Source organism: Micromonospora sp. WMMD998 (assembly GCF_029581235.1).
Classification (GTDB): domain Bacteria; phylum Actinomycetota; class Actinomycetes; order Mycobacteriales; family Micromonosporaceae; genus Micromonospora.
Window position 1 is genome coordinate 5,159,813 of the sequence record NZ_CP120740.1, and the last position, 20,565, is coordinate 5,180,377.

17 protein-coding genes and 1 pseudogene are annotated in these 20,565 nt (G+C 73.5%); 4 read left to right on the plus strand and 14 right to left on the minus strand.

All coding sequences use genetic code 11. The features are described from left to right. Positions 1-14 precede the first annotated feature (14 nt). On the minus strand, positions 15-764 hold the full coding sequence (locus O7619_RS23210; RefSeq protein ID WP_282283412.1) for an SIS domain-containing protein: 750 nt from the start codon (positions 762-764) through the stop codon (positions 15-17). Continuing rightward, positions 761-1,708, minus strand: a complete 948-nt coding sequence (locus O7619_RS23215) for a MurR/RpiR family transcriptional regulator (protein WP_282283413.1) — start codon at positions 1,706-1,708, stop codon at positions 761-763. Before O7619_RS23215 ends, O7619_RS23210 begins: the two co-directional genes overlap by 4 nt. A 158-nt stretch (positions 1,709-1,866) precedes the next feature. On the opposite strand from O7619_RS23215, the gene O7619_RS23220 reads away from it, so the two are divergent. Next, a complete protein-coding gene (locus O7619_RS23220; protein ID WP_282283414.1) occupies positions 1,867-2,856 on the plus strand; it encodes a BadF/BadG/BcrA/BcrD ATPase family protein in 990 nt (329 codons plus the stop codon). Between the two features lie 717 nt (positions 2,857-3,573). Here O7619_RS23220 and O7619_RS23225 read toward each other — a convergent pair. From O7619_RS23225 to O7619_RS23235, 3 genes are read right to left on the minus strand one after another with little or no spacing between them, the layout of a single operon-like run. Further along, positions 3,574-4,005 carry an SRPBCC domain-containing protein gene (locus O7619_RS23225; protein WP_282283415.1) on the minus strand — a complete coding sequence of 144 codons (432 nt, stop codon included), beginning with the start codon at positions 4,003-4,005 and terminating at the stop codon, positions 3,574-3,576. After that, on the minus strand, positions 3,998-4,318 hold the full coding sequence (locus O7619_RS23230; RefSeq protein WP_282283416.1) for a metalloregulator ArsR/SmtB family transcription factor: 321 nt from the start codon (positions 4,316-4,318) through the stop codon (positions 3,998-4,000). The genes O7619_RS23225 and O7619_RS23230 overlap by 8 nt, the downstream gene beginning before the upstream one ends. After that, positions 4,311-4,685, minus strand: a complete 375-nt coding sequence (locus O7619_RS23235; protein WP_282283417.1) for a glyoxalase superfamily protein — start codon at positions 4,683-4,685, stop codon at positions 4,311-4,313. The genes O7619_RS23230 and O7619_RS23235 overlap by 8 nt, the downstream gene beginning before the upstream one ends. A gap of 87 nt (positions 4,686-4,772) precedes the next feature. Between O7619_RS23235 and O7619_RS23240 the strand changes: the two are divergent. After that, positions 4,773-6,204 (plus strand): annotated as a pseudogene (locus O7619_RS23240) (acyltransferase family protein); the annotation flags it as partial. 41 nt (positions 6,205-6,245) lie between these two features. On the opposite strand, the gene murD reads toward O7619_RS23240, so the two are convergent. After that, on the minus strand, positions 6,246-7,592 hold the full coding sequence (gene murD / locus O7619_RS23245; RefSeq protein WP_282283418.1) for a UDP-N-acetylmuramoyl-L-alanine--D-glutamate ligase: 1,347 nt from the start codon (positions 7,590-7,592) through the stop codon (positions 6,246-6,248). A gap of 87 nt (positions 7,593-7,679) precedes the next feature. Here murD and O7619_RS23250 point away from each other — a divergent pair, with 87 nt between their 5' ends. Then, positions 7,680-9,029, plus strand: a complete 1,350-nt coding sequence (locus O7619_RS23250; RefSeq protein ID WP_282283419.1) for a hypothetical protein — start codon at positions 7,680-7,682, stop codon at positions 9,027-9,029. A gap of 104 nt (positions 9,030-9,133) precedes the next feature. Here the strand turns inward: O7619_RS23250 and O7619_RS23255 are convergent, their stop codons facing one another. The 5 genes from O7619_RS23255 to O7619_RS23275 all read right to left on the minus strand — a co-directional run bounded on the left by O7619_RS23255 (position 9,134) and on the right by O7619_RS23275 (position 16,025). Further along, positions 9,134-10,852, minus strand: coding sequence for a PucR family transcriptional regulator (locus O7619_RS23255; protein ID WP_282283420.1), 1,719 nt, complete (start codon positions 10,850-10,852; stop codon positions 9,134-9,136). A 41-nt stretch (positions 10,853-10,893) separates the two neighbouring features. Continuing rightward, a complete protein-coding gene (gene argG / locus O7619_RS23260; protein ID WP_282283421.1) occupies positions 10,894-12,345 on the minus strand; it encodes an argininosuccinate synthase in 1,452 nt (483 codons plus the stop codon). A 28-nt stretch (positions 12,346-12,373) separates the two neighbouring features. Continuing rightward, entirely contained in the window at positions 12,374-13,186 is an 813-nt protein-coding gene (locus tag O7619_RS23265) for an RNA methyltransferase (protein WP_282283422.1), read from the minus strand. A 55-nt stretch (positions 13,187-13,241) separates the two neighbouring features. Continuing rightward, positions 13,242-13,748: a dihydrofolate reductase family protein gene (locus O7619_RS23270; RefSeq protein ID WP_282283423.1), complete on the minus strand. Its 507-nt coding sequence runs from the start codon at positions 13,746-13,748 to the stop codon at positions 13,242-13,244. Positions 13,749-13,823: 75 nt separating this feature from the next. Next, positions 13,824-16,025: a transglycosylase domain-containing protein gene (locus O7619_RS23275; protein WP_282283424.1), complete on the minus strand. Its 2,202-nt coding sequence runs from the start codon at positions 16,023-16,025 to the stop codon at positions 13,824-13,826. A 220-nt stretch (positions 16,026-16,245) separates the two neighbouring features. Here O7619_RS23275 and O7619_RS23280 point away from each other — a divergent pair, with 220 nt between their 5' ends. After that, positions 16,246-17,934, plus strand: coding sequence for an RICIN domain-containing protein (locus O7619_RS23280; RefSeq protein WP_282283425.1), 1,689 nt, complete (start codon positions 16,246-16,248; stop codon positions 17,932-17,934). A gap of 10 nt (positions 17,935-17,944) precedes the next feature. Here O7619_RS23280 and O7619_RS23285 read toward each other — a convergent pair whose 3' ends face one another. From O7619_RS23285 to O7619_RS23295, 3 genes are all read right to left on the minus strand, one after another. Continuing rightward, positions 17,945-18,763: a hypothetical protein gene (locus O7619_RS23285; protein WP_282283426.1), complete on the minus strand. Its 819-nt coding sequence runs from the start codon at positions 18,761-18,763 to the stop codon at positions 17,945-17,947. Between the two features lie 128 nt (positions 18,764-18,891). Continuing rightward, a complete protein-coding gene (locus tag O7619_RS23290) occupies positions 18,892-19,998 on the minus strand; it encodes an SPFH domain-containing protein (protein WP_282283427.1) in 1,107 nt (368 codons plus the stop codon). 5 nt (positions 19,999-20,003) lie between these two features. Then, entirely contained in the window at positions 20,004-20,477 is a 474-nt protein-coding gene (locus O7619_RS23295; protein WP_282283428.1) for an NfeD family protein, read from the minus strand. Between the last annotated feature and the right edge of the window lie 88 nt (positions 20,478-20,565).

Genomic DNA, 20,565 nt, shown 5'->3' on the forward strand with positions numbered 1-20,565 from the left:
CTTGTGGTGTCGGGTCAGGCGGTCCGCCGGAGACGCCCGGCGTACCGCGACTCGAGGGCGAGGTTGTGCTCGTCCCCACCGGGGACGTTGGCGGAGAGGTAGATAGGGGGCACCTCTCCGGCCTGGTGGAACCGTCGTACGACCTCGGCGGTCAGGAGCTGCGCCAGCAGCGCCGCGGTGACCGACGAGACCGCACAGACCGCGCCGCCGCCCTCGAGCGGCAGCAGTGCGTCACCGTACGGCGCGCCGTTGTCCAGCACGACGTCGGCAAGGTCGACGAGCCGGCGACCGGAGGGGTGCCGAGGGGCGACCCGGGCCGTGTGCTCGACCGACGTGACCGCGATCAGGGGGTGGCCGCCCCGCTTGACGAGCGTCGCCAACTCGACCACCGAGCCGTTGATGCCGGACTGCGAGGCGACGACGAACACGTCCTCCGGTTGCGGCGCCGCCAGGGCGAGCAGATCGTGCGCCACCGCCGGGTCGCGTTCCAGCTTGGGATCGGCGAGCACGTCGCGGGGCGCGTCGCCGTGCAGCACGAGGTCGTGCAGGGAGAGTCGGTTGGCGGGGACCAGGCCGCCGGCCCGCGCCACCAGCTCGGCGGCGAACGCCTCCGAGTGGCCGGCGCCGAACGCCTGGAGCACGCCGCCGGCGCGCAGGCCGCCGGCGATCAGGTCCGCCGCGCGGTCCACCGCCGTCGCCTGGCTGTCCACCAGCCGGTCGAGCACCGGACGGACGGCGTCGGCGTACCCCTGGGCGCTGATCATGAGAGGGCCCCCTTCGCGGCCTTGTGCCCGTCGACGGCCTGGGCGGTACGCCGGAAGGCCGCGTGGGCGCGGTCGTGGGTGCGCTGCGCCACCGCGATGTAGAGCAGGTCGAGCACGACGAGCTGCGGGTGCCGGGCGGAGAGCGCGTCCGGCCGGAACGTGGTGGCCTGGCTGGCGGTGACCAGGACGATGTCGGCCAGCTCGGCGAGCGGCGAACGGGGGAAGCCGGTCAGCGCGACGGTGGTGGCCCCACGGCTGCCCGCCTCGGCGAGCAGCTCGATGGTCTCCCGGGTCTGACCGGTGTGGGAGATGCCGAGCGCGACGTCACCGGCGCTCAGCAGCGCGGCGCTGGCCAGTCCCTCGTGCACGTCGCTCCACGCCCAGGCGGCCACCCCGATGCGGTGCAGGCTGAACTGCATCTCCTCGCCGACCAGGGCGCTTCCGCTGGCGCCGAAGATGTTCACCCGGTTGGCGCCGGCGATGGCGACCGCGGCGCGTTCCACCTCGGCCAGGTCGAGCAGCGCGGCGGTGTCGTGCATGGCCCGGGTGTCGGCGGCCATGATCTGGTCGAGCACCCGGGACAGCGGGTCGCCCGGTTGGATCTCGCGGCCGATGTCGACGGTCCAGCCGGCGGAGCGGGCCCGGCCGGTTTCGGCGGCGATGCCGAGTCGCAGGTCGGCGTAGCCCTCGAAGCCCATCGCCCGGCAGAACCGGGTGATGGTCGCCGGTGAGGTGCCGCTCCGCTCGGCCAGCTCGACGATCGTCGCGCGGGCCGCTGCCTCCGGGTCGCTGAGCACGTGCTCAGCGACCCGGCGCAGGGCTCCCGTCAGCTCCGCCGCGCCGGCCCGGACCCTGGCCAGCACCCCGTCGACGCCCCGCCGATCGGTCGGAGCGGCGTCGACCACCGCGGTCCCCGCGGAAGTCTCGACCTCGTGCTCGACCATCGGCGGAAGCCTTTCGGAAAGGAGTGTTAACTGTTAGTGGTAAAAGTTCTTACTGAAGGCCCCTCCGTGTCAAGACCGTGGGCGAAGTTTTCAAACTGTTACCTGACGCATGGCCCCGATCTTGCGCCGGGCGGACCGGCCCGACCAGCATGGTGACCATGTCGGACACCGTCGTGGTCGGCCTCGACGTCGGGGGTACGTCCACCCGCGCCACCGCCCTGAGCCTCGACGGCGTACGTCTGGGCTCCGGCCGCGCGGGCGGCGGCAACCCGACCAGTCACGGCGCCGAGCGGGCCGCCGCCGAGCTGCTGTCCGCCCTGCGCGCGGCGCTCGCCGGCATCGATCCGACCCGGGTACGCGCCGGCGTGATCGGCCTCGCCGGCGCCGGCCGCCTCCTCGCTGACCCGACCGGCCGCGCCGCCTTCGACCGGGCCTGGTCCGAGGCGGGGCTCCGGTGCCCGTACGCGGTGCACGGCGACGCCCTGGTCGCCTACGCCTCCGGCACCGCCGCCCCGGACGGCACGGTGCTCATCGCCGGCACCGGCGCGATCGCCGCCCAGGTGCGCGCGCTACGCCTGGACCGCACCGCCGACGGTCACGGCTGGCTGCTCGGCGACGCGGGCTCCGGGTTCTGGCTCGGCCGGGAGGCGGTCCGCCGGCTCCTGGCCGTCCTGGACCGCGCCGACGCGCCGGGCGAACTGGGCCGGCGCGTGCTGGCGGAGCTGACCGGCAGCAGCGAGACGGCCGCCCGCCCCCGAGCGACAGTCGACGCCGTGGTGCAGGCGGTGACCCGACGCCCGCCGGTGGAGCTGGCCCGGCTGGCGCCGCTCGTCGTCGCGGCGGCCCGCGAGGGTGAGCCGACCGGCGGCGCGCTGATCGCGGAGGCCGCCGCGCTGCTGGCGGAGAGCGTGTCCCGGATCCGCCCCACCCGCGCGTCCGACCCGCTGGTGCTCGGCGGTGGTCTGCTCACCGGCGACACCCCGCTCGCCGACGCCGTCCGCGCCGAGCTGGCCCGCCGTTGGCCGGGCGCCCCGGTCCCCACCGCCGGTGACGGCGCGGCGGCAGCCGCCTGGCTCGCCGCCCGCGACCTGCCCGAGGTGTCCGACCCGGCCGCACTGCACGCCCGACTCGTCCCGCCGCCGGCGTAACCCGCACCGCCCTCCGTGCACCCCGCACGCCCTCCGCGCACCCCGCACGCCCTCCGCGCGGACGGCGCGGACGGATGGTGGCCTCCACGCCCTCTTTGGAGCCGAAGCAACCACGACTCAGCACCATCGAAAGCGATGGCCGGTTGAGCGAGTCGTTCCTGCCCCCAGCTCGGCGAGGCACCCGTGAGCGACCCCGGCCGCGTCGCCGAGCGCCCCAGGCGGGAACGCCCTCGGGTGCCTAGAAACTTGATGACGTAGATGGTTCACCGACGTCGGCTGCTCCGATCCGTCCGCGTCATCAAGTTTCTAGCCGCCGATCGGCCACCTCCTCCGCCGACGGCCACGCCGTGGCGGGGCACAGCCGTGGCGGGGCACAGCCGTGGCGGGGCACAGCCGTGGCGGGGCACAGCCGTGGCGGGGCACAGCCGTGGAGCGTGCGCCGTTACGGGCGCGGCAGGTCCAGGGTGCCGTGCCAGCAGAACACCTCGGGGATCGCGGCGTCTTCAGCCGGCACCGGGCGCGAGGCCGCTGCGGTCGGCACCGTGGCGCGGGGACCGCACAGCCGGGCCCGCCGAACCGTTCGGCGCGCCAGGCGGCGGACGGCACGGCGGGCCACGGGACACGGGCCACGGGCACGGGGCACGGGGCACGGGGCACGGGGGACGGGGCACGGGGCACGGGCCACGGGGCACGGGCAACGGGCCAGGCCGGGACGGCTCAGGGCAGGGCGGCCAGCGTGTCGGCGAGCCGGGTCCAGACCTTGGTGCGCCAGCCGCCGTCGAGCAGCGTGAAGGTACGTCGCTGGAGCGGGTCGTCCGGGTCGAAGCCGGCGTGTTCCAGGAACAGGCGGGTGCCCCGGCCCTCGGGCGCCAGCGTCCAGGTCACCACCGTGTCGAGCGTGCCGCCGCGCCAGGCCCACCGCATCCGGTGTGGCTCGTCGAGTTCCAGCACCTCGCAGTGGACCGTCCCGTCGAAGCCCTGCCCGGGGCGCGGGACGGTCCGCAGGGTGAACCGGTGCCCACGGGCCGGCCGGAAGTCGTTCGGCATGAGCCACCGGCCGATCAGATCGGAATCGGTCAGGGCGCGCCATACCTTTGCCGGCGGATGGGGCAGGAACTGGTCCACCGCGATGCGGGTCGGCTCACCCATCCGGCATCCCGTCCAACACCTCGCGCAGGCCCGCCAGGCGGGACCGCCAGAACCGCTCGTACGGGGTGAGCCAGTCGGCCACCTCGCGCAGCGGCTCGGGGCGCAGCGCGTAGAAGCGCTGCCGGCCGATCGGCTGCTCGGTGACCAGCCCGGCCTCCTTGAGCACCCGCAGGTGCTCGGACAGGCTGGGGCGGCGCATGTCGAAGCGGTCGGCGAGGCGCCGCACCGGCTGCTCCCCCTCCTCGCGGAGCAGCCGCAGCAGCTCCCGCCGGGTGGGGTTGGCGAGGGCCGCGAACACGTCCGGCTCAGACACGGGTCTCCTGGAGCACGATGCCGTTGCCGTCCGGGTCGGCGAACGTGACGTAGCGACCCCAGGGCGCGACCTGGACGCCGTCCTCGGCGAACGTCAGGCCCCGCTCGCGCAGCCGGGTGACGTCGGTGTCGAGGTCGTCGGTCTCCAGCACCAGGCCGCGCAGGGAACCGGGCGGCATGCTGTCGAACCAGGTGACGAGCGTCAACGTGGTCGCGGCACCCTTCGGGGCGACCTGGACCCAGCGGCCACCGGGCCCCATCGGATTGTCCCGGACCAGGTCGAGCCCGAGGACGTCGACGTAGAAGTCGCGGGCCCGGTCCTGGTCGCCGACGGGGACGGAAACGATCTGCACGTGGGTGACGGACATGGCCGTCAGCATAGGTAGGAAATTTCCTACCAGTCAAGCCACTTCATTATCCATATCGGTCGTCGATCGCTGGCATAGCCTCGGATGATGCGCCGCCTGCGGCAGCTCGCCGAGCGCACGCCGCCGGAGCGGGAGCGCTACGTCGACCTGCTCCGGGCGCTGGCGATCACCCTGGTCATGCTCGGCCACTGGGGCGTGACCGCGATCGGGTACGACCACGGCCGTCCGTCTGGTCACTCGGCGCTGGCCGACCTGCCCTGGGCCTGGCCGGTGACCTGGCTGGCCCAGGTGATGCCGGTGTTCTTCCTGGTCGGTGGCTACGCCAACGCGGCCTCCCTCACCGCCCTCCGGGGCCGGGGCGGGACCGCGACCGGCTGGCTGGCGGACCGCAGCGCCCCGGCTGGTCCGACCGACCACCATGCTGGTGCTGGTGCTGACCGCCGGCGCCGCGGTCGCCACCGTGCGCGGCGCCGAGCCGGCCGAGGTCCGTACCGTGGTCTGGTTCGCCACCATCCCGCTCTGGTTCCTGATCGCCTACTTCGTGGCGGTGGCGCTGACCCCGCCGATGTACGCGCTGCACCGCCGGTGCGGGCTGGCCGTGCCGGTGGTGCTGGTCGGTCTCGTGGCGCTCGGTGACCTGGGCCGGCTACTCGGTCCGGGCGAACTGGCCGGCGGCAACTACCTGTTCGCCTGGTTGGCCCTGCACCAGCTCGGCTTCGCCTGGTACGACGCCCGCGTACCCGAGCTTCCCCGCCGTCGTCGGCTGCCGCTGTCCCGCCGGGCCGGCGCGACCCTGCTCACCGGCGGCGTGGCCGCGTTGGTCCTGTTGACCGTGGTCGGGCCGTACCCGGTGGCGATGCTGCGCGTGCCGGGCGAGCGGCTGGACAACGCCGCGCCGCCGAGCCTGGCGCTGCTCGCCGCCGCCACCACCCAGCTCGGGTTGATCCTGCTGCTGCGCCGACCGGCCGGGCGCTGGCTGCGCCGGCCCGGCCCGTGGCAGGCGGTGATCGCGGTGAACGCGGTGGTGCTCACCGTCTTCCTGTGGCATTTGACCGCCGTGATCCTGCTGATCGGCCTGCTGGACGCGCTCGGCGTGCTACCCACTCCCCCGGTCGGCTCGTCGGCGTGGTGGGCCTGGCGGATCCCGTGGCTGCTGGCCCTTGCGGTGGTGCTCTCGGCCCTGGTCGCCGTCTTCGGCCCGGTCGAGGTCCGCACCCGCCGCCCGGCCGGCTCGCACCGCCCGGACACGACCGGTGGCCCGCCGGCCGGCAGCCCCGACACGACCGCTCGCCCGCCGGCCGGCAGCCCCGACGCGACCGCTGGGCGCGGGCGGGCGGGTCCGCCCGACGGTGGACACGGTGCGGCCTCGACCGCGCTGGCCGTCGCCGGGTACGCCGGGCTGGTCACCGGGCTGATGCTGAACAGCCTCGCGCCGAAGCGCGCGCCGGAACCGCTCGGCCTGCCCGTACCGACGCTTGTGGCGTACCTGGCCGGCGCGGGACTGCTGCGGCTGCTCAGATGGCGCGCCGCCCGCGGAGTCGGAGCCGACCGCCGGGTGGCTCAGCGGGCGGTGTCGGCCACCGCCCGCGCGAACACCTCCGAACGGTGCTCGAAGTTGCGGAACCGGCCGTAGCTCGGCGCGGCCGGGGACAGCAGCACCACCCCGCCGGCCGGGGTGAGCTTGCGCGCCAGCCCGACGGCGGCGACCAGGTCCTCGGCCAGCTCGGTGCGCACCGCCGGCAGCCCGGCCAGCGCCTCCACGATGCGGGGGCCGCTGTCCGGGATGCCGATCACGGTGATCTCCCGCTCGGCGAGATGCTCCCGCAGCGGCGCGTAGTCGAGCCCCCGGTCGGTGCCGCCGACGATCACGGTCAACGGCCGCCCCTCGTACGCGTCGATCGCGTGCATGGCCGCGTACGGGCTGGTCGCGAGCGTGTCGTCGACGAAGGTCAGCCCGGACGGGTCGGGGATCTCGGTGAGCCGGTGGGCCAGCCCCTGGAACTCGGCGACCGCCACGGCCAGGGTGTCCCGCCGCGCCACCACGTCCACGCCCAGCGCGTCCAGCACGGCCAGCGCGACACACAGGTTGCCCTCGTTGTGCCGGCCGACCAGCGGCAGCACCGCGCGCGGGAAGAGCGGCGCGTCGCGCAGGTGGAACCACGGCGTGCCGTCCGGGCCGCTGGCCACGTGGGTGGTGTCCGGTGCGCCGGCCCGGACCGCGGCCCGGTCGCCCAACTCCACGGCCAGCCGCGGGTCGGCGCCGTTGACCACCACCGTGTGCGGGCCGTGCGCGACCAGGTTCAGCTTGTCCCGGTAGTACTCCCGCTCGCCGCCGTGCGCGTCCAGGTGCTCGGGGAAGAGCGCGGTCACCACCGCCACCCGGGGCGAGTCGGTCAGGTCGGCGCACTGGTAGCTGGACAGCTCCAGCACGTACAGCTCCGCCTCGGGCAGGTCGAGCAGCGGCACCCCGATGTTGCCGCCGAACACGTTCGGCCGGTCCATCGCGGTGAGCAGGTGACTGATCAGGCTGGACGTGGTGCTCTTGCCCTTGCTACCGGTCACCCCGACGGTCCGGTCCGCGTGGTCGGCCATCCAGAGCGCGCTGCCCTGGGTCACGGGGACGGACCGGCGGCGCAGCTCCCCCATCCACGGGTGGGTGTTCGGCACCCCCGGCGAGCGGACCACCACGTCGGCGGCGGCCAGCCGCTCGAAGCCCTCCTCGCCGGTCACCAGCGGCGCCGCCGCCGCGAGCGGACCCTCCCAGGGCAGGGTGAGGAAGTTCGCGCTGTCGTCGACGGCGACCAGACCGGCCGGGCCGTGCGCGGCGATCGCGGTCACCGCGGCCCGGCCCTCACGGCCGGCGCCCCAGACGGCGACATGACGTCCGCGCAGATCAGACAGGCGCACGGGCTCTCCTCGGACTCGGTCGGTGCTCGGCGGGCGGGGTCCGGCCCAGCCGGACACGGGCGGACGAACCAGGGCCTAGTATGGCGTGTGCCCAACGAGCAGCTCCGGCGGATGGACGCCTTCACCTTCCCGTCCTACTCGATCGACTTCGCCACCGGCGAGGTCCTGTTCGACTACGCCCTGACCGGTCCCGACGGCGAGCGGCGGTTCACCGAGGTGATCACGCTCCCGCTGCCGGCCGAGCCGGTCTCCGACGCCACCGCGGCCACCCTCGGACGGGTGCTGGAGCTGCTGCACGTGGTCGCCGGCGTCAGCTACTACAAGGCCGCCGCGCCGCCCCGGCTGGTGCTGCCCGCGCCGCTGGGCGCCGCCGCCGTCGAGCTGGTCACCGCCGTCTACACCAAGGGCCTCGCCGAGTACGCCTACCGCAACGACCTGCCGTACGTGCTGACGTTGCGCCCCGAGGTGCCGGCCGGCTCGGTCGAGGCGGCTGCCCCGCTCGACAACTCCGACCGCCGTCCGCTGTCCGCCGTCGGCGGCGGCAAGGACTCCATCGTCACGCTGGAGGCGCTGCGCCGGGCCGGGTTCGACCCGGTGCCCTTCTCGGTCAACCCCAACCACGTGATCGTCTCCGTCAACGAGGCGTCCGACCTGGTGCCGCTCGCCGCCCGGCGCCGGCTCGACCCGGTGCTGTTCGAGCTGAACGCGGCCGGCGCGCGTAACGGGCACATCCCGGTCACCGCGATCAACTCCCTGATCGCGGTCGCCACCGCCGTGCTGCACGGGCTCGGGCCGGTGGTGATGTCGAACGAGCGTTCCGCGTCCGACCCGAACCTCATCTGGCAGGGCCACGAGATCAACCACCAGTGGTCCAAGGGCGTCGAGGCGGAGGGGTTGCTGCGTGCCGCGCTGGCCGAGCACGCCGGGCTCACCGAGCCGTACTTCTCGCTCCTGCGCTCCCTGTCCGAGCTGCACATCGCCCGGCTGTTCGCCGAGATCGACCGGTACGACGCGGTGGTGACCAGTTGCAACGCCGCGTTCAAGCTGCGCGACGCGAGCGAGCGGTGGTGCCGCGACTGCCCGAAGTGCCGGTTCGTCTTCCTGGCGATGGCGCCGTTCATGCCCCGCGAGCGGCTCACCGGCATCTTCGGCGGCGACCTGCTGGCCGACGGGTCCCAGCTCCCCGGCTACCGGGAGTTGCTCGGCATCGACGGGCACAAGCCGTTCGAGTGCGTCGGCGAGGTGGAGGAGTCGGTGGTCGCGCTGAGCCTGCTCGCCGAGCAGGCTCAGTGGCGGGACGCCCCGGTGGTCCGTGCCCTGGTCGCGGAGCTGCCCGACACCGCCTGGCAGGCGGCGTCCACCTCCGACGTCTTCACCCCCGCCGGCCCGAACTTCGTCCCCGCCCCCTACGCCAAGGCCCTCACCGCCCTGACCTGACCGGCCCCGCGCCGCACGCCCCACGGCCGCGCTTTCACGGAAAGCGTGGCCCTGTCACGCTTCACAGCCCCAGTTTCCGTGAAAGCGCGGCCGGGGGCGGGCGGTCAGATGGGGCGGACGGCGTCCAGGGCCAGCAGGGCCACGTGCAGGGAGAGGCACTGGTCGACCGAGTCGAGATCGGCGTCGAGGATGCGGCCGATGCGCGCCAGCCGCTCGTAGAAGGCCGGGCGGGACAGGTGCGCCGCCGACGCCGCCGCCGACTTGTTCCGCCCCCGCTCCAGATATGCGCGCAGGGTGCCGAGGAGCTGCTCGCGGGGGTGCTGGGCGTCGTAGGCGAGCAGCGCGCCGAGTTCCCGTTCGACGAACGTCTGCAATCGGGGCTCGTCGCGCAGCAGGTGCAGCAGTCCGGCCAGCCCGACGTGCGGCAGCCGGAAGCAGGGCAGGTCCCGCGGGTCGCGCCGGGCCGCCTCGGCGATCTGCCGCGCCTCGACAAGTGACCGGCGTGCCTCCCGCAGGCTGCCCACCCCGGAGCCGGCCGCGACGATGATCGCCGGACGGACCGCACCGTCGACCGGCCGCGCCGGGCGGGGTGCCGACGGGCGGGCCGGGGCGGCGTCGAGGCGTACCCGACGCAACGCCGTGGCGAACGCGGCGAGCGACTTCTCCTCGGCGGCCGGGTCGGGCAGCGCCAGCAGCGCGCCCACGGCCTGGTCGTCGACGGCGCTGGTCAGCGCCGTGAGCTTGGCGTCCCGCACGGCCTGGCCCACGGCTTCGGCGAGGTCGCGCAGCCGGGCCGGGCCGGCCTCCGGGCCGGTGTCGGCGCCCGGCGCGGCGGCGTCGCCGGCCGGGTCGTCGCTGCGGTGCCGGACGACCACGCCGACCAGGTGCCGCCGGTCCAGGGTGACGCCGAGCGCCTTGGCGCGCAGCGCCACCTCGTCCACCGGGCGGGAGTGGTCGATCAGCGCGGTCAGCAGCGTCCGGTGGATCTGCCGTTCCAGGCCCTCGGCGTCGCGGCGGATCAGCCGGCCCAGGGCCAGCGTGGAGGCGGCCCGTTCGATCAGGATGGTGAGCCGGGTCGGTGGGGCGGCCTCGGCCGCCGGCCAGCGCAGCAGCAGCCGTCCCCAGTCCTGCCCGCGCGCGCCGACGGTGGTGACCAGCCAGCCGCTGTCCGGGTCGTACGCGGTGCGCCCGGCCGGGCGGATCCGCCGGGAGTGCTGTTCCCAGCCGTCCAGCAGCAGCTCCGCGTTCTCCCCCGCCGGGTCGTACGCGAGCACCTGCCGGGACAGGTTCTCCAGCACCACCGGGCAGCCGGCCAGCTCGGCGGCCTGGCGCAGCACCTCGGCCGGTTCGGCGCCCTCCACGGACAGTTCGGTGAACCGCTGGTGGATCTCCTCGGTGGCGCGCAGCTCGGTGAGCTGGGCGTCCACGATCAGCGCGTGCACCGCCTCGGTGATCCGGACGAACGGCGTGCCCCGGCGCAGCTCGACCAGGGGCAGCCCGCGCCGTTCGGCGGCGGCGGCCATCACCCGGGGCACCCCGCTGACGTAGCGGCGGCCCAGCTCGACGACCAGCCCGGAGACGCCGACGCCGGCCAGGTCGCCGACGAACGCGCGCAGGCCGGCGTCGTCGGCGGGCAGCCCGATCCCGGTGGTGAGCACCAGCTCCCCGCCGCCGAGCAGGGTGGCGATGTCGGGCACCTCGGCCACGTGTACCCAGCGCACCGGGCGGTCCAGCCCGGCGTCGCCGGCGACGAGGCGCGGCGCGCCGTGGCGTACCGGCTCCAGGGCGAGCACCTCACGCACGGTAGGGAACACGGGCGACACGCTACCGTGCGTCACAACGGTGCCGGATGGGCTGCCCCGGTTCAGTCGACGCCGAACTCCATCGCGGCCCGGTCGAGCAGCTCGTCCTCGGCGGAGGGGACGCCCCGGGAGGCGATGGCCTCCGCGCCGCCCTGCGGCATCGCGCCGATCAGCCCGGTCGAGGCCGCCTGCGCGGCGCCGACCATCCGCTGCGGGGCGGCGCCGCCGACGATGCCGAGCGAGGCGTACTGCTCCAGTTTCGCCCGCGAGTCGGCGATGTCCAGGTTGCGCATGGTGAGCTGGCCGATCCGGTCGGACGGGCCGAACGCGGAGTCCTCGGTGCGTTCCATCGACAGCTTGTCCGGGTGGTAGCTGAACGCCGGGCCGCATGTGTCCAGGATCGAGTAGTCCTCGCCCCGGCGCAGCCGCAGCGTCACCTCGCCGGTGACGGCGGTGCCGACCCAGCGCTGCAACGACTCGCGCAGCATCAGCGCCTGCGGGTCGAGCCAGCGTCCCTCGTACATCAGCCGGCCCAGGCGGCGGCCCTCGGTGTGGTAGTTGGCCAGGGTGTCCTCGTTGTGGATGGCGTTGACCAGCCGCTCGTAGGCGGCGTGCAGCAGCGCCATGCCGGGCGCCTCGTAGATGCCCCGGCTCTTGGCCTCGATGATCCGGTTCTCGATCTGGTCGGACATGCCCAGGCCGTGCCGGCCGCCGATGGCGTTGGCCTCCAGCACCAGGTCGACCGGGCTGCCGAACTCCTTGCCGTTGATCGTCACCGGGCGGCCCTGGTCGAAGCCGATGGTGACGTCCTCGGTGGGGATCTCCACGGCCGGGTCCCAGAACCGGACGCCCATGATCGGACTGACCGTCTCGATGCCGGTGTCGAGGTGTTCGAGCGTCTTCGCCTCGTGGGTCGCGCCCCAGATGTTGGCGTCGGTGGAGTATGCCTTCTCGGTGCTGTCCCGGTAGGGCAGGTCACGGTCGAGCAGCCACTCCGACATCTCCTTGCGCCCACCCAGCTCGGTGACGAAGGCGGTGTCCAGCCACGGCTTGTAGATCCGCAGTTGCGGGTTGGCCAGCAGGCCGTACCGGTAGAACCGCTCGATGTCGTTGCCCTTGAAGGTCGAGCCGTCGCCCCAGATCTGGACGTCGTCGGAGATCATCGCCCGCACCAGCAGGGTGCCGGTCACGGCGCGGCCCAGCGGGGTGGTGTTGAAGTAGGCCCGCCCGCCGGAGCGGATGTGGAAGGCCCCGCAGGTCAGCGCCGCGAGGCCCTCCTCGACCAGGGCGGCGCGGCAGTCGACCAGCCGGGCGACCTCGGCGCCGTAGCTGAGCGCGCGGCCCGGCACGGAGGCGATGTCGGGCTCGTCGTACTGGCCGATGTCGGCGGTGTAGGCGCAGGGCACGGCACCCTTGTCGCGCATCCAGGCGACCGCGACAGAGGTGTCGAGGCCGCCGGAGAAGGCGATGCCGACGCGTTCGCCGATGGGCAGGGAGGTGAGAACCTTGGACACAAGGAAGATTATGCGTCAACGCGCATGGTCATGCAAGCGGATCGTCCCGACCGAGTTCCCAGCAGGCCACCGCCGTGGCCGCGGCCACGTTCAACGAGTCGACCCCCCGGCGCATCGGGATCACCACCCGCACGTCGCTGGCCGCCATCGCCGCCCGGGTCAGCCCGGCGCCCTCCGCGCCCAGCAACAACGCCGCCCGAGCCCGCTGGTCGCCGGTGAGCCGCTGGATCGGTACGGCGTCCGGCGCCGGCGTCATCGCGAGCACGGTGAAGCCCGCCGCCCGCACCTGCTCCAGGCCCGCCGGCCAGCTCTCCAGCTTCGCGTACGGCACCGCGAACACCTCGCCCATGCTGACCCGGACACTGCGCCGGTAGAGCGGGTCGGCGCAGGTCGGCGACAACAGCACGGCGTCCACCCCGAGCGCCGCCACGGCCCGGAAGATCGCGCCCAGGTTGGTGTGGTTGTTGACGTCCTCCAGGATCACCACCCGCCCGGCGGCGGACAGCACCTCGGCCGCCGCCGGCACCGGCTTGCGGTGGAACGACGCGAGCACGCCCCGGTGCACGTGGAAACCGGTGGCCCGCTGGAGCACGTCCGGCGTGGCCGCGTACACCGGGGTCTCGCCGGTGTCGAGGTCGGCGAGCTGGTCCGCGCGCTTCGCGTCGACCAGGTACGACCGGGCCGGGTAGCCGGCCCGCAGCGCCCGCCGCAGCACCAGCTCCCCCTCGGCGATGAACAGCCCGTGCGGGGGCTCCCAGCGGGTCCGCAGCTCCACGTCGGTCAACGCGCGGTAGTCGGCGATCCGGTCGTCGTCGGGGTCGGTGATCTCGTGGACGGGCACCGCACGATTCTGCCGTACCCCTGGCTGCCGACCTGCCGCACCCGCCGCCGGCCGGTCATGCCCGCCCGTAACGCAGCAGCACCGCGCGGCCGTCGAACGGGCGCGTCTCGACCAGCTCGAGTTCCTGGCGGGCCAGGTCGGGCAGCACCCGCTTTCCGCCGCCGAGCAGCACCGGGTGCACGACCACCTGGTATTCGTCGACCAGCCCGAGCGCGGCCAGCGCGGTGGCCGCGCCGGTCCCGCCGGTGACCAGCAGATCCCCGCCGAACCGCGCGCGCACCTCGGCCCACTCCGCCGCGAGGTCGCCGCCGCCGACCACCCGGGCCCCGTGGTCGGCCCCGGCGAGCGTGCGGGAGACGACCACCTTCGGGGTACGCCGCCAGATCGGCGCGAACGCCAGGTCGTGCGGGTGGTCGGAGATCGACTCGACCGCCGGCCAGTAGGACGACATCATCTCCCACACCCGCCGCCCGTAGACGAAGGCGTCGGCCCGCTCGGACAACCCGATGGAGTACGCGGACAGCTCGTCCCCCATCGCCGGCCAGTCGAACTCGCCGTTCACCCTGCCGCGAGTATCCGGGGAAAGTGTTAGGCGGGGCCCCCGCCTATACCGAAAGCGTTAAGCGGGGGCCCCGCCTTATCCCCGGCCCTGGAGCCAGCGGAGGAGGTCGGAGGGGAGGTCGCGGTTGTCGGGGCGGGGCGGGGTGGGCTGCTCGGGTCGCGGGCGCGGCTGCGGGCGCTGCGGGTTGCCGGCCAGCTCTCGGCTCGGCGCGGTGAAGTCCTTCACCGGCTTGCCGGCGACCGCCGTCTTGATCACCCGGGCCACCGCGTCGATCACCTTCGTCTGCACCGCGGAGCCGACCAGGTCGGTCGCGTCGTCCGGGTTGGCCGCGATGCCGGCGACGGCGACCTGCGGGGTGAACCCGACGAACGTCTCGGTGGCGTTCCGCTCCGAGCTGCCCGTCTTGCCGGCCACCGGCCGACCGACGATCCCGTCGACGCCGGTGGCGGTGCCGCCGTTGCACTGCCCGTACGCCGACTGCTGGCCCACCGGGCAGCGGGCCGCGTCGGTGGCCGCCCGGGCCACGTCCGGCTCCAGCACCTGCTTGCAGTCCGGCTGCCCGACGTCGACCGTCGCGCCGTCGGACCCGGTGACCGAGACCACCGGCAGCGGCGAGCAGTACGTGCCCTCGGCGGCCACCGTCGCGTAGGCGTTCGCCAGGTCGAGCGGGGTGGTGGCGGCCACGCCGAGGGTGAACGCGCCCCAGTTGGCGGCGTTGTCGCGGGCGAACGCGGCGTCCGATTCGGCCCGGAAGGTGATGCCGAGGCGCTGCGCCATCTCCACCACCTTGTCCTCGCCGACCTGCTCGGCCAGCCACACGAAGTACGTGTTGACGGAGCGGCCGAAGCCGTCCCACATCATCCGGTAGCCGTCCATCCACTCGGGGTTGGCGTTGCCCGGGCACCACGTGCCGTCGCAGTTGCCCTCGTCGTCGGAGGCGTAGCGGGTGGGCAGCTTGGCCGGCGCGTCGAAGCCGGTGGCGAGCGGCTTGCCCGCCTCCAGCGCGGCCAGCATGGTGAACAGCTTGAACGTGGAACCGGCCTGGTAGCCGTCGACGCTGGCGCCGCCGGAGATCAACGGGTTGACCGTGTTCGGGTGGTTGCCCTGCCCGCCGGGGTTGTCGGCCAGGCTGTAGTGCCGGTTGACCGCCATGGCGAGCACCCGGCCGGTGCCGGGCTCGACCGCCGCGATCGGCAGCGCGCGCTTGTCGTCGTACCCGTAGACCTTGGTGGCCTGCGCCTGCGCGGTCTGCTGGATCTTCGGGTCGAGCGTGGTGACCACCCGGTAGCCGCCGCGGCGCAGCGCCTGCTCGCGCTCCTTCGGGGTGTCGCCGAAAGCCGGCTGGGTGAGCCACCACTGGCGCAGGTAGTCGCAGAAGAAGCCCCAGTCGTCGTGGCCCTGCGCGGTCGCGGTGCAGCCGTTGGGCTGCGCGGTCGGGCGCAACGTGAGCGGTTCGGCCTTCGCCGCCGCGGCCTGCCCGGCGGTGATCGCGCCGGTCTCGGCCATCGAGTCGAGCACGTACGCCCGGCGGGCGAGCGCCTGGTCCTTGTCGCCGTCGATCGGGCTGTACTCGTCCGGCGACTGGACCAGGCCGGCGAGCAGCGCCGCCTCGCCCAGGGTCAGGTCGGCCGGGGAGGTGCCGAAGTAGCGCTGGCTGGCGGCGGCGACGCCGTACGCGCCGGAACCGAAGTACGCGATGTTGAGGTAGCGGTTGAGGATCTCGTCCTTGCTGAGCGAGCGCTCCAGCGCGTTCGCGTACCGGATCTCCTGGAGCTTGCGCCCGACGGTCTGCTCGGTGGCGGCCTGCCGTTCCTCGGCGGTGCGGTTCGGGTCGGTCTTGAGCACGTTGCGGACGTACTGCATGGTGAGCGTGGAGCCGCCCTGCTCGGTGCCGCCGCCTCTGACGTTGGCCACCAGCGCGCGGGCGATGCCGCGCAGGTCGGCGCCGCCGTGGGAGTAGAACCGCCGGTCCTCGGCCGAGACGATCGCCTGGCGCATCACCGGGGCGATCTCGGCCAGCGGCACGTCGGTGCGGTTGACGTCGTAGAACGTGGTGAGCAGCGTCTTGCCGTCGTTGGCGTAGAGGTAGGAGCGCTGCGGCTGCGCGGGGGTCCGCAGCGCGTCGGGCAACTCCGCGTACGCGCCGAGGCCCGCCTTGACGACGAACCCGCCGAGCAGGCCGGTCGGGAGCGCGGCGAGCGCGAGGACGAGCCCGGCGAGCAGGCCCGCGAGCAGCACGGTGAGGAGCCGCGCGAGCGGCGAGCGGGAAGACGGCATGGACTCCAGGATTGCCGCGAAAGCGGCGTTCCGACCACCCTCGGCGGCGGGTTGTCAGCAAGTTCACCGGTAACCGCCGGGCGCCCGGCACCCGATCGTCCCGCGCGTCCCGCCCTGTCCGTCGTGCGCGTGACGGACGCAACATGATTGACACATAGCTATGTTAACGCTAACAATAACCAGGTTCCCCCAACCCACCCCGAACCGGAAGGAACGTCCGATGAGAGGTCCGATCGAGCGGGTCGTGACGGCCGTGGCCCTCGCCCTGGCCGCCACGGCGGTCGCGCCGACGCCGGCCGGGGCGACCGCGGCGGAGGCGACCGCGACCGAGGAGGCGACCGAGGCGGCAGCCGTGGCACCCGAGCCGGTGGTGAGCCGGCCGCCGATGGGGTGGGCGTCGTGGAACACGTTCGCCGCGAAGATCAACTACAACGTGATCAAGGCGCAGGTCGACAGCCTCGTGTCCAGCGGCCTGGCCGCCGCCGGCTACGAGTACGTCAACATCGACGAGGGCTGGTGGCAGGGCACCCGGGACGCCGCCGGCAACATCACCGTGGACACCGCCGAGTGGCCCGGCGGGATGAGCGCCATCGCGGACTACATCCACAGCAAGGGCCTGAAGGCGGGCATCTACACCGACGCCGGCCGCGACGGCTGCGGCTACTACTACCCGACCGGCCGGCCGGCGGCGCCCGGATCGGGCAGCGAGGGCCACTACGACCAGGACTTCCTGGCGTTCTCCCGGTGGGGCTTCGACTTCGTCAAGGTCGACTGGTGCGGCGGCTCCGCCGAGGGGCTCAACCCCCGCACCGCCTACCAGGCCATCAGCGACTCGATCGCCCGCGCCACCGCGCAGACCGGCCGGCCGATGGTGCTGTCGGTCTGCAACTGGGGCGTGCAGAGCCCGTGGGACTGGGCGCCCGGCATGTCCACCATGTGGCGCACCAGCGGCGACATCATCTACTACGGCCAACAGCCGTCCATGGACCGCGTGCTGGCGAACTTCGACTCCGCGCAGCACCCCGCCGCGCAGAGCGTCGGCCACTACAACGACCCGGACATGCTCGTCGCCGGCATGCCCGGCTTCAGCGCGGCGCAGAACCGCACCCACCTGAGCCTGTGGGCGATCTCCGGGGCCCCGCTGCTCGCCGGCAACAACCTCACCACCATGTCCGCGGAGACCCGGGCCATCCTCGGCAACCCGGAGGTCGTCGCCATCGACCAGGACCCGCTGGGCCGGCAGGGCGTCAAGGTCGCCGAGGACGCCGCCGGGCTCCAGGTCTACAGCAAGGTGCTCGCCACCGGCGGCCGGCGGGCGGTGGTGCTGCTCAACCGCACCGGCTCGACGGCGAACGTCACGGTCCGCTTCGCCGACCTCGGGCTGGGCGCGAACGCGACCGTGCGCAACGTGTGGAGCGCCACCGACCTCGGCACCCGGACCACCGGCTACACGACGAGCGTGCCCGCCCGCGAGGCCGTCCTGCTCGTGGTCAGCGGCACCGAGAACCCCGGCGGCGGCGCGCGCACCGGTTCGCTCGTCGGCCGGCAGTCCGGCCGATGCCTGGACATCAACAACTTCGCCACCACGAACGGCACCCAGGCCCAACTCTGGGACTGCACCGGGGCGAGCAACCAGACCTGGACGTACACCGCCGGCCGGCAGCTCATGATCTACGGCAACAAGTGCCTCGACGCGTACAACGCCGGCACCACGAACGGCACGAGAGTGATCATCTGGGACTGCAACGGTCAGGCCAACCAGCAGTGGAACGTCAACTCCGACGGGACGATCCGGGGCGCGCAGTCCGGCCTGTGCGTCGACGCCTCCGGAGCGGCCACCGCGAACGGCACGAAGATCCTGCTCTGGACGTGTGGAACGGCCGACAACCAGAGATGGAACTGGCGGTAGGGACCTCCGGTCAGCCGGCGGCGAGCGGACCGCCGCCGGCACCGGGAGTCGCGCCGCCGGACGGCCCGACGGGCGTCGCGACGCTGGCGCTCGCCGCGTCCCGGGCGATGGTCTCGGGCACGAGGCGACCGCTGCGGTAGCCGATGCCGATGCCGGCGACCAGCACGAAGATCGCGCCGAACGTCTGCAACGACCCGATCAACGCGCCGCCCAACCCGAGCAGCGGCGCGGCGATCATCAGCATGATCCCGTCGCCGTAGGAGAACATGCCCGACCGGCCCACCGACCAGCCGGTGAGGAACCAGCCCACGCTGTAGCAGGTCGCCCCGAACAGCACGATGCCGCGCGCGGTGAGCCCGAACACCGGCGTCTGCTCGGCCAGCCCGGCGAACGGCAGCATCAGCACCATCCCGCCGATGCTGGCGAGCAGCCCGGCCAGTGCCACCCGCCGGCAGCGGGTGGCCGCGAGCAGGCCGGTGAGCGCGAGCAGGGCGAGCAGGCCGAGCCAGATCGACGCCACCCAGCCGACCAGGTAGAGCGGCTGGCCGTCGGCCGGGTACGGGTCGTTGCCCACCCCGCCGTCGCTCGCCATCGCCACCACGCCGTAGAGGATCGCGTACGCCGGCAGCAGCCACACCGCCGCGCGGGCGAACCGGCGGACCGACCAGGCCCAGGTCGCGTCCGTGGCCGGCGCGCCCGGCCCCGGCTCGGAGACGAACGGCAGGACCACGAACCCCCCGCCGGTACGCCGGGAGCCGAGCGGTCCGCCGGGATCGTGCGCGCCGGGGACCGGGGTCCCGGAGAAGAGCCGGTTCGCCGGTTCCTTCATGCGTCACCTCGCTCGCCTCGGGGGCGGCCCGGACCACGCGACGGCGCCCCGGCCCTGCTCACCACCGTCCTTCAGACCGATGGTGGCAGGCGCCGGGGCGCCGGATGAGCGATTCTCGGATTTGCCGGTCAGCCCCGCTCGCGCTGGTCCGCCAGGTCGGTGAGCAGCGTCTCCGGGGACACCGGCTCCGGGGCCGGCAGGCCCTTCGCCGTGTTGCCGCCGGTGGCCTGCGCCTCGGCCACCCGTACCTCGTCGTGGATCTCCTGCGCCGCGACGGCCGCGGCCTGGGCCGCCTCGGCGGCCTCCCGCTCGACCTCGGTGGCGCTCTTGCTCGCCTCCGACGTCGGGGCGTCGCCGACCATTCCGGCCAGCCCGCCCAGCGCGCCGCCCATGCCCTCCAGGGCCTTGGTCAGCTCGGCCGGCACGATCCAGACCTTGTTGGCCGTGCCGTTGGCGATCTGCGGCAGCGCCTGGAGGTATTGGTAGGCGAGCACCTTCTGGCTCGGGTTGGCCTGGTGGATCGCGTCGAAGACGGTCCGGACCGCCTTGGCCTGCCCCTCCGCCTGGAGGATCCGGGCCTGCCGGTCACCGTCGGCGCGCAGCACCGCGGCCTGCTTCTCACCCTCGGCGGTGAGGATCTGCGACTGCTTGTGCCCCTCGGCGTTGAGGATCGCGGCACGGCGGTCCCGCTCGGCGCGCATCTGCTTCTCCATCGAGTCGCGGATGCTCGGCGGCGGCTCGATGGCCTTGATCTCGACCCGGGTCACCTTGATGCCCCACCGTCCGGTGGTCTCGTCCAGCACGCCGGACAGGTGCCTGTTGATCTCCTCGCGGCTGGTCAACGCGCGCTCCAGATCCAGCGAGCCGATCACGTTACGCAACGTCGTGACGGTGAGCTGCTCGATCGCCTGGAGGAAGTTGGAGATCTCGTAGGTGGCGCGCACCGAGTCGACCACCTTGAAGTAGAGCACCGTGTCGATCGAGACGACCAGGTTGTCCGAGGTGATCACCGGCTGGGGCGGGAAGCTGACCACCTGCTCCCGCAGGTCGACCTTGGTGCGCACCGCGTCGACGAACGGCACCAGCAGGTTGAGCCCGGGGTTCAAGGTGCGCTTGTACTTACCCAGCCGCTCCACCACGTCCTGGCGCTGCTGCGGCACGATCCGCACCGCCTTGGCCAGTGTCACCACGACGATCACCGCCACGGCGATCAGAAGGATCGCTGCAAACTCCATATGGTTCACCCTCTCGCTTCGGGCAGCTCGCCCGGGGCGGAAATGTCGTCCTGCCAAACCAGAGCGGTCGCGCCCCGGACCTTTATCACCTGCACCCGCTCGCCCGCCGCGTAGCGCTGCGTCGCGTCGAACGGCCGGGCCGTCCACAGCTCACCATCGATCTTGACCATGCCGTGCTCGGCGTCCACCGGCTCCAGGACCACCGCGGTGGACCCCTCGATCGCCTCGACGCCGAACGGCTGCTCCCCGCTCTCCAGCGCCGACCGGGCGTTCCGGCGGATCACCGGCCGGGCCAGCGCCAGGGAGAGCGCCGACACCACCGCGAAGATCACCGCCTGGAGCGCCACCGGCGCGCCGAGCGCCGCGGCCCCCGCGGCGGCGAACGCCCCAACCCCGAACATGATCAGGAACAGCGTCGTCGTGAAGATCTCGGCGACGGCCAATACCACACCCAGAACGATCCAGAACACGGCGTCCACGTGACCAATCGTGACACGTCCTGTCACGTGTCATCGAACTGTCATGATCGCTAGGCTCGATTCCACCGTACGGCGACGAGGAGGACGA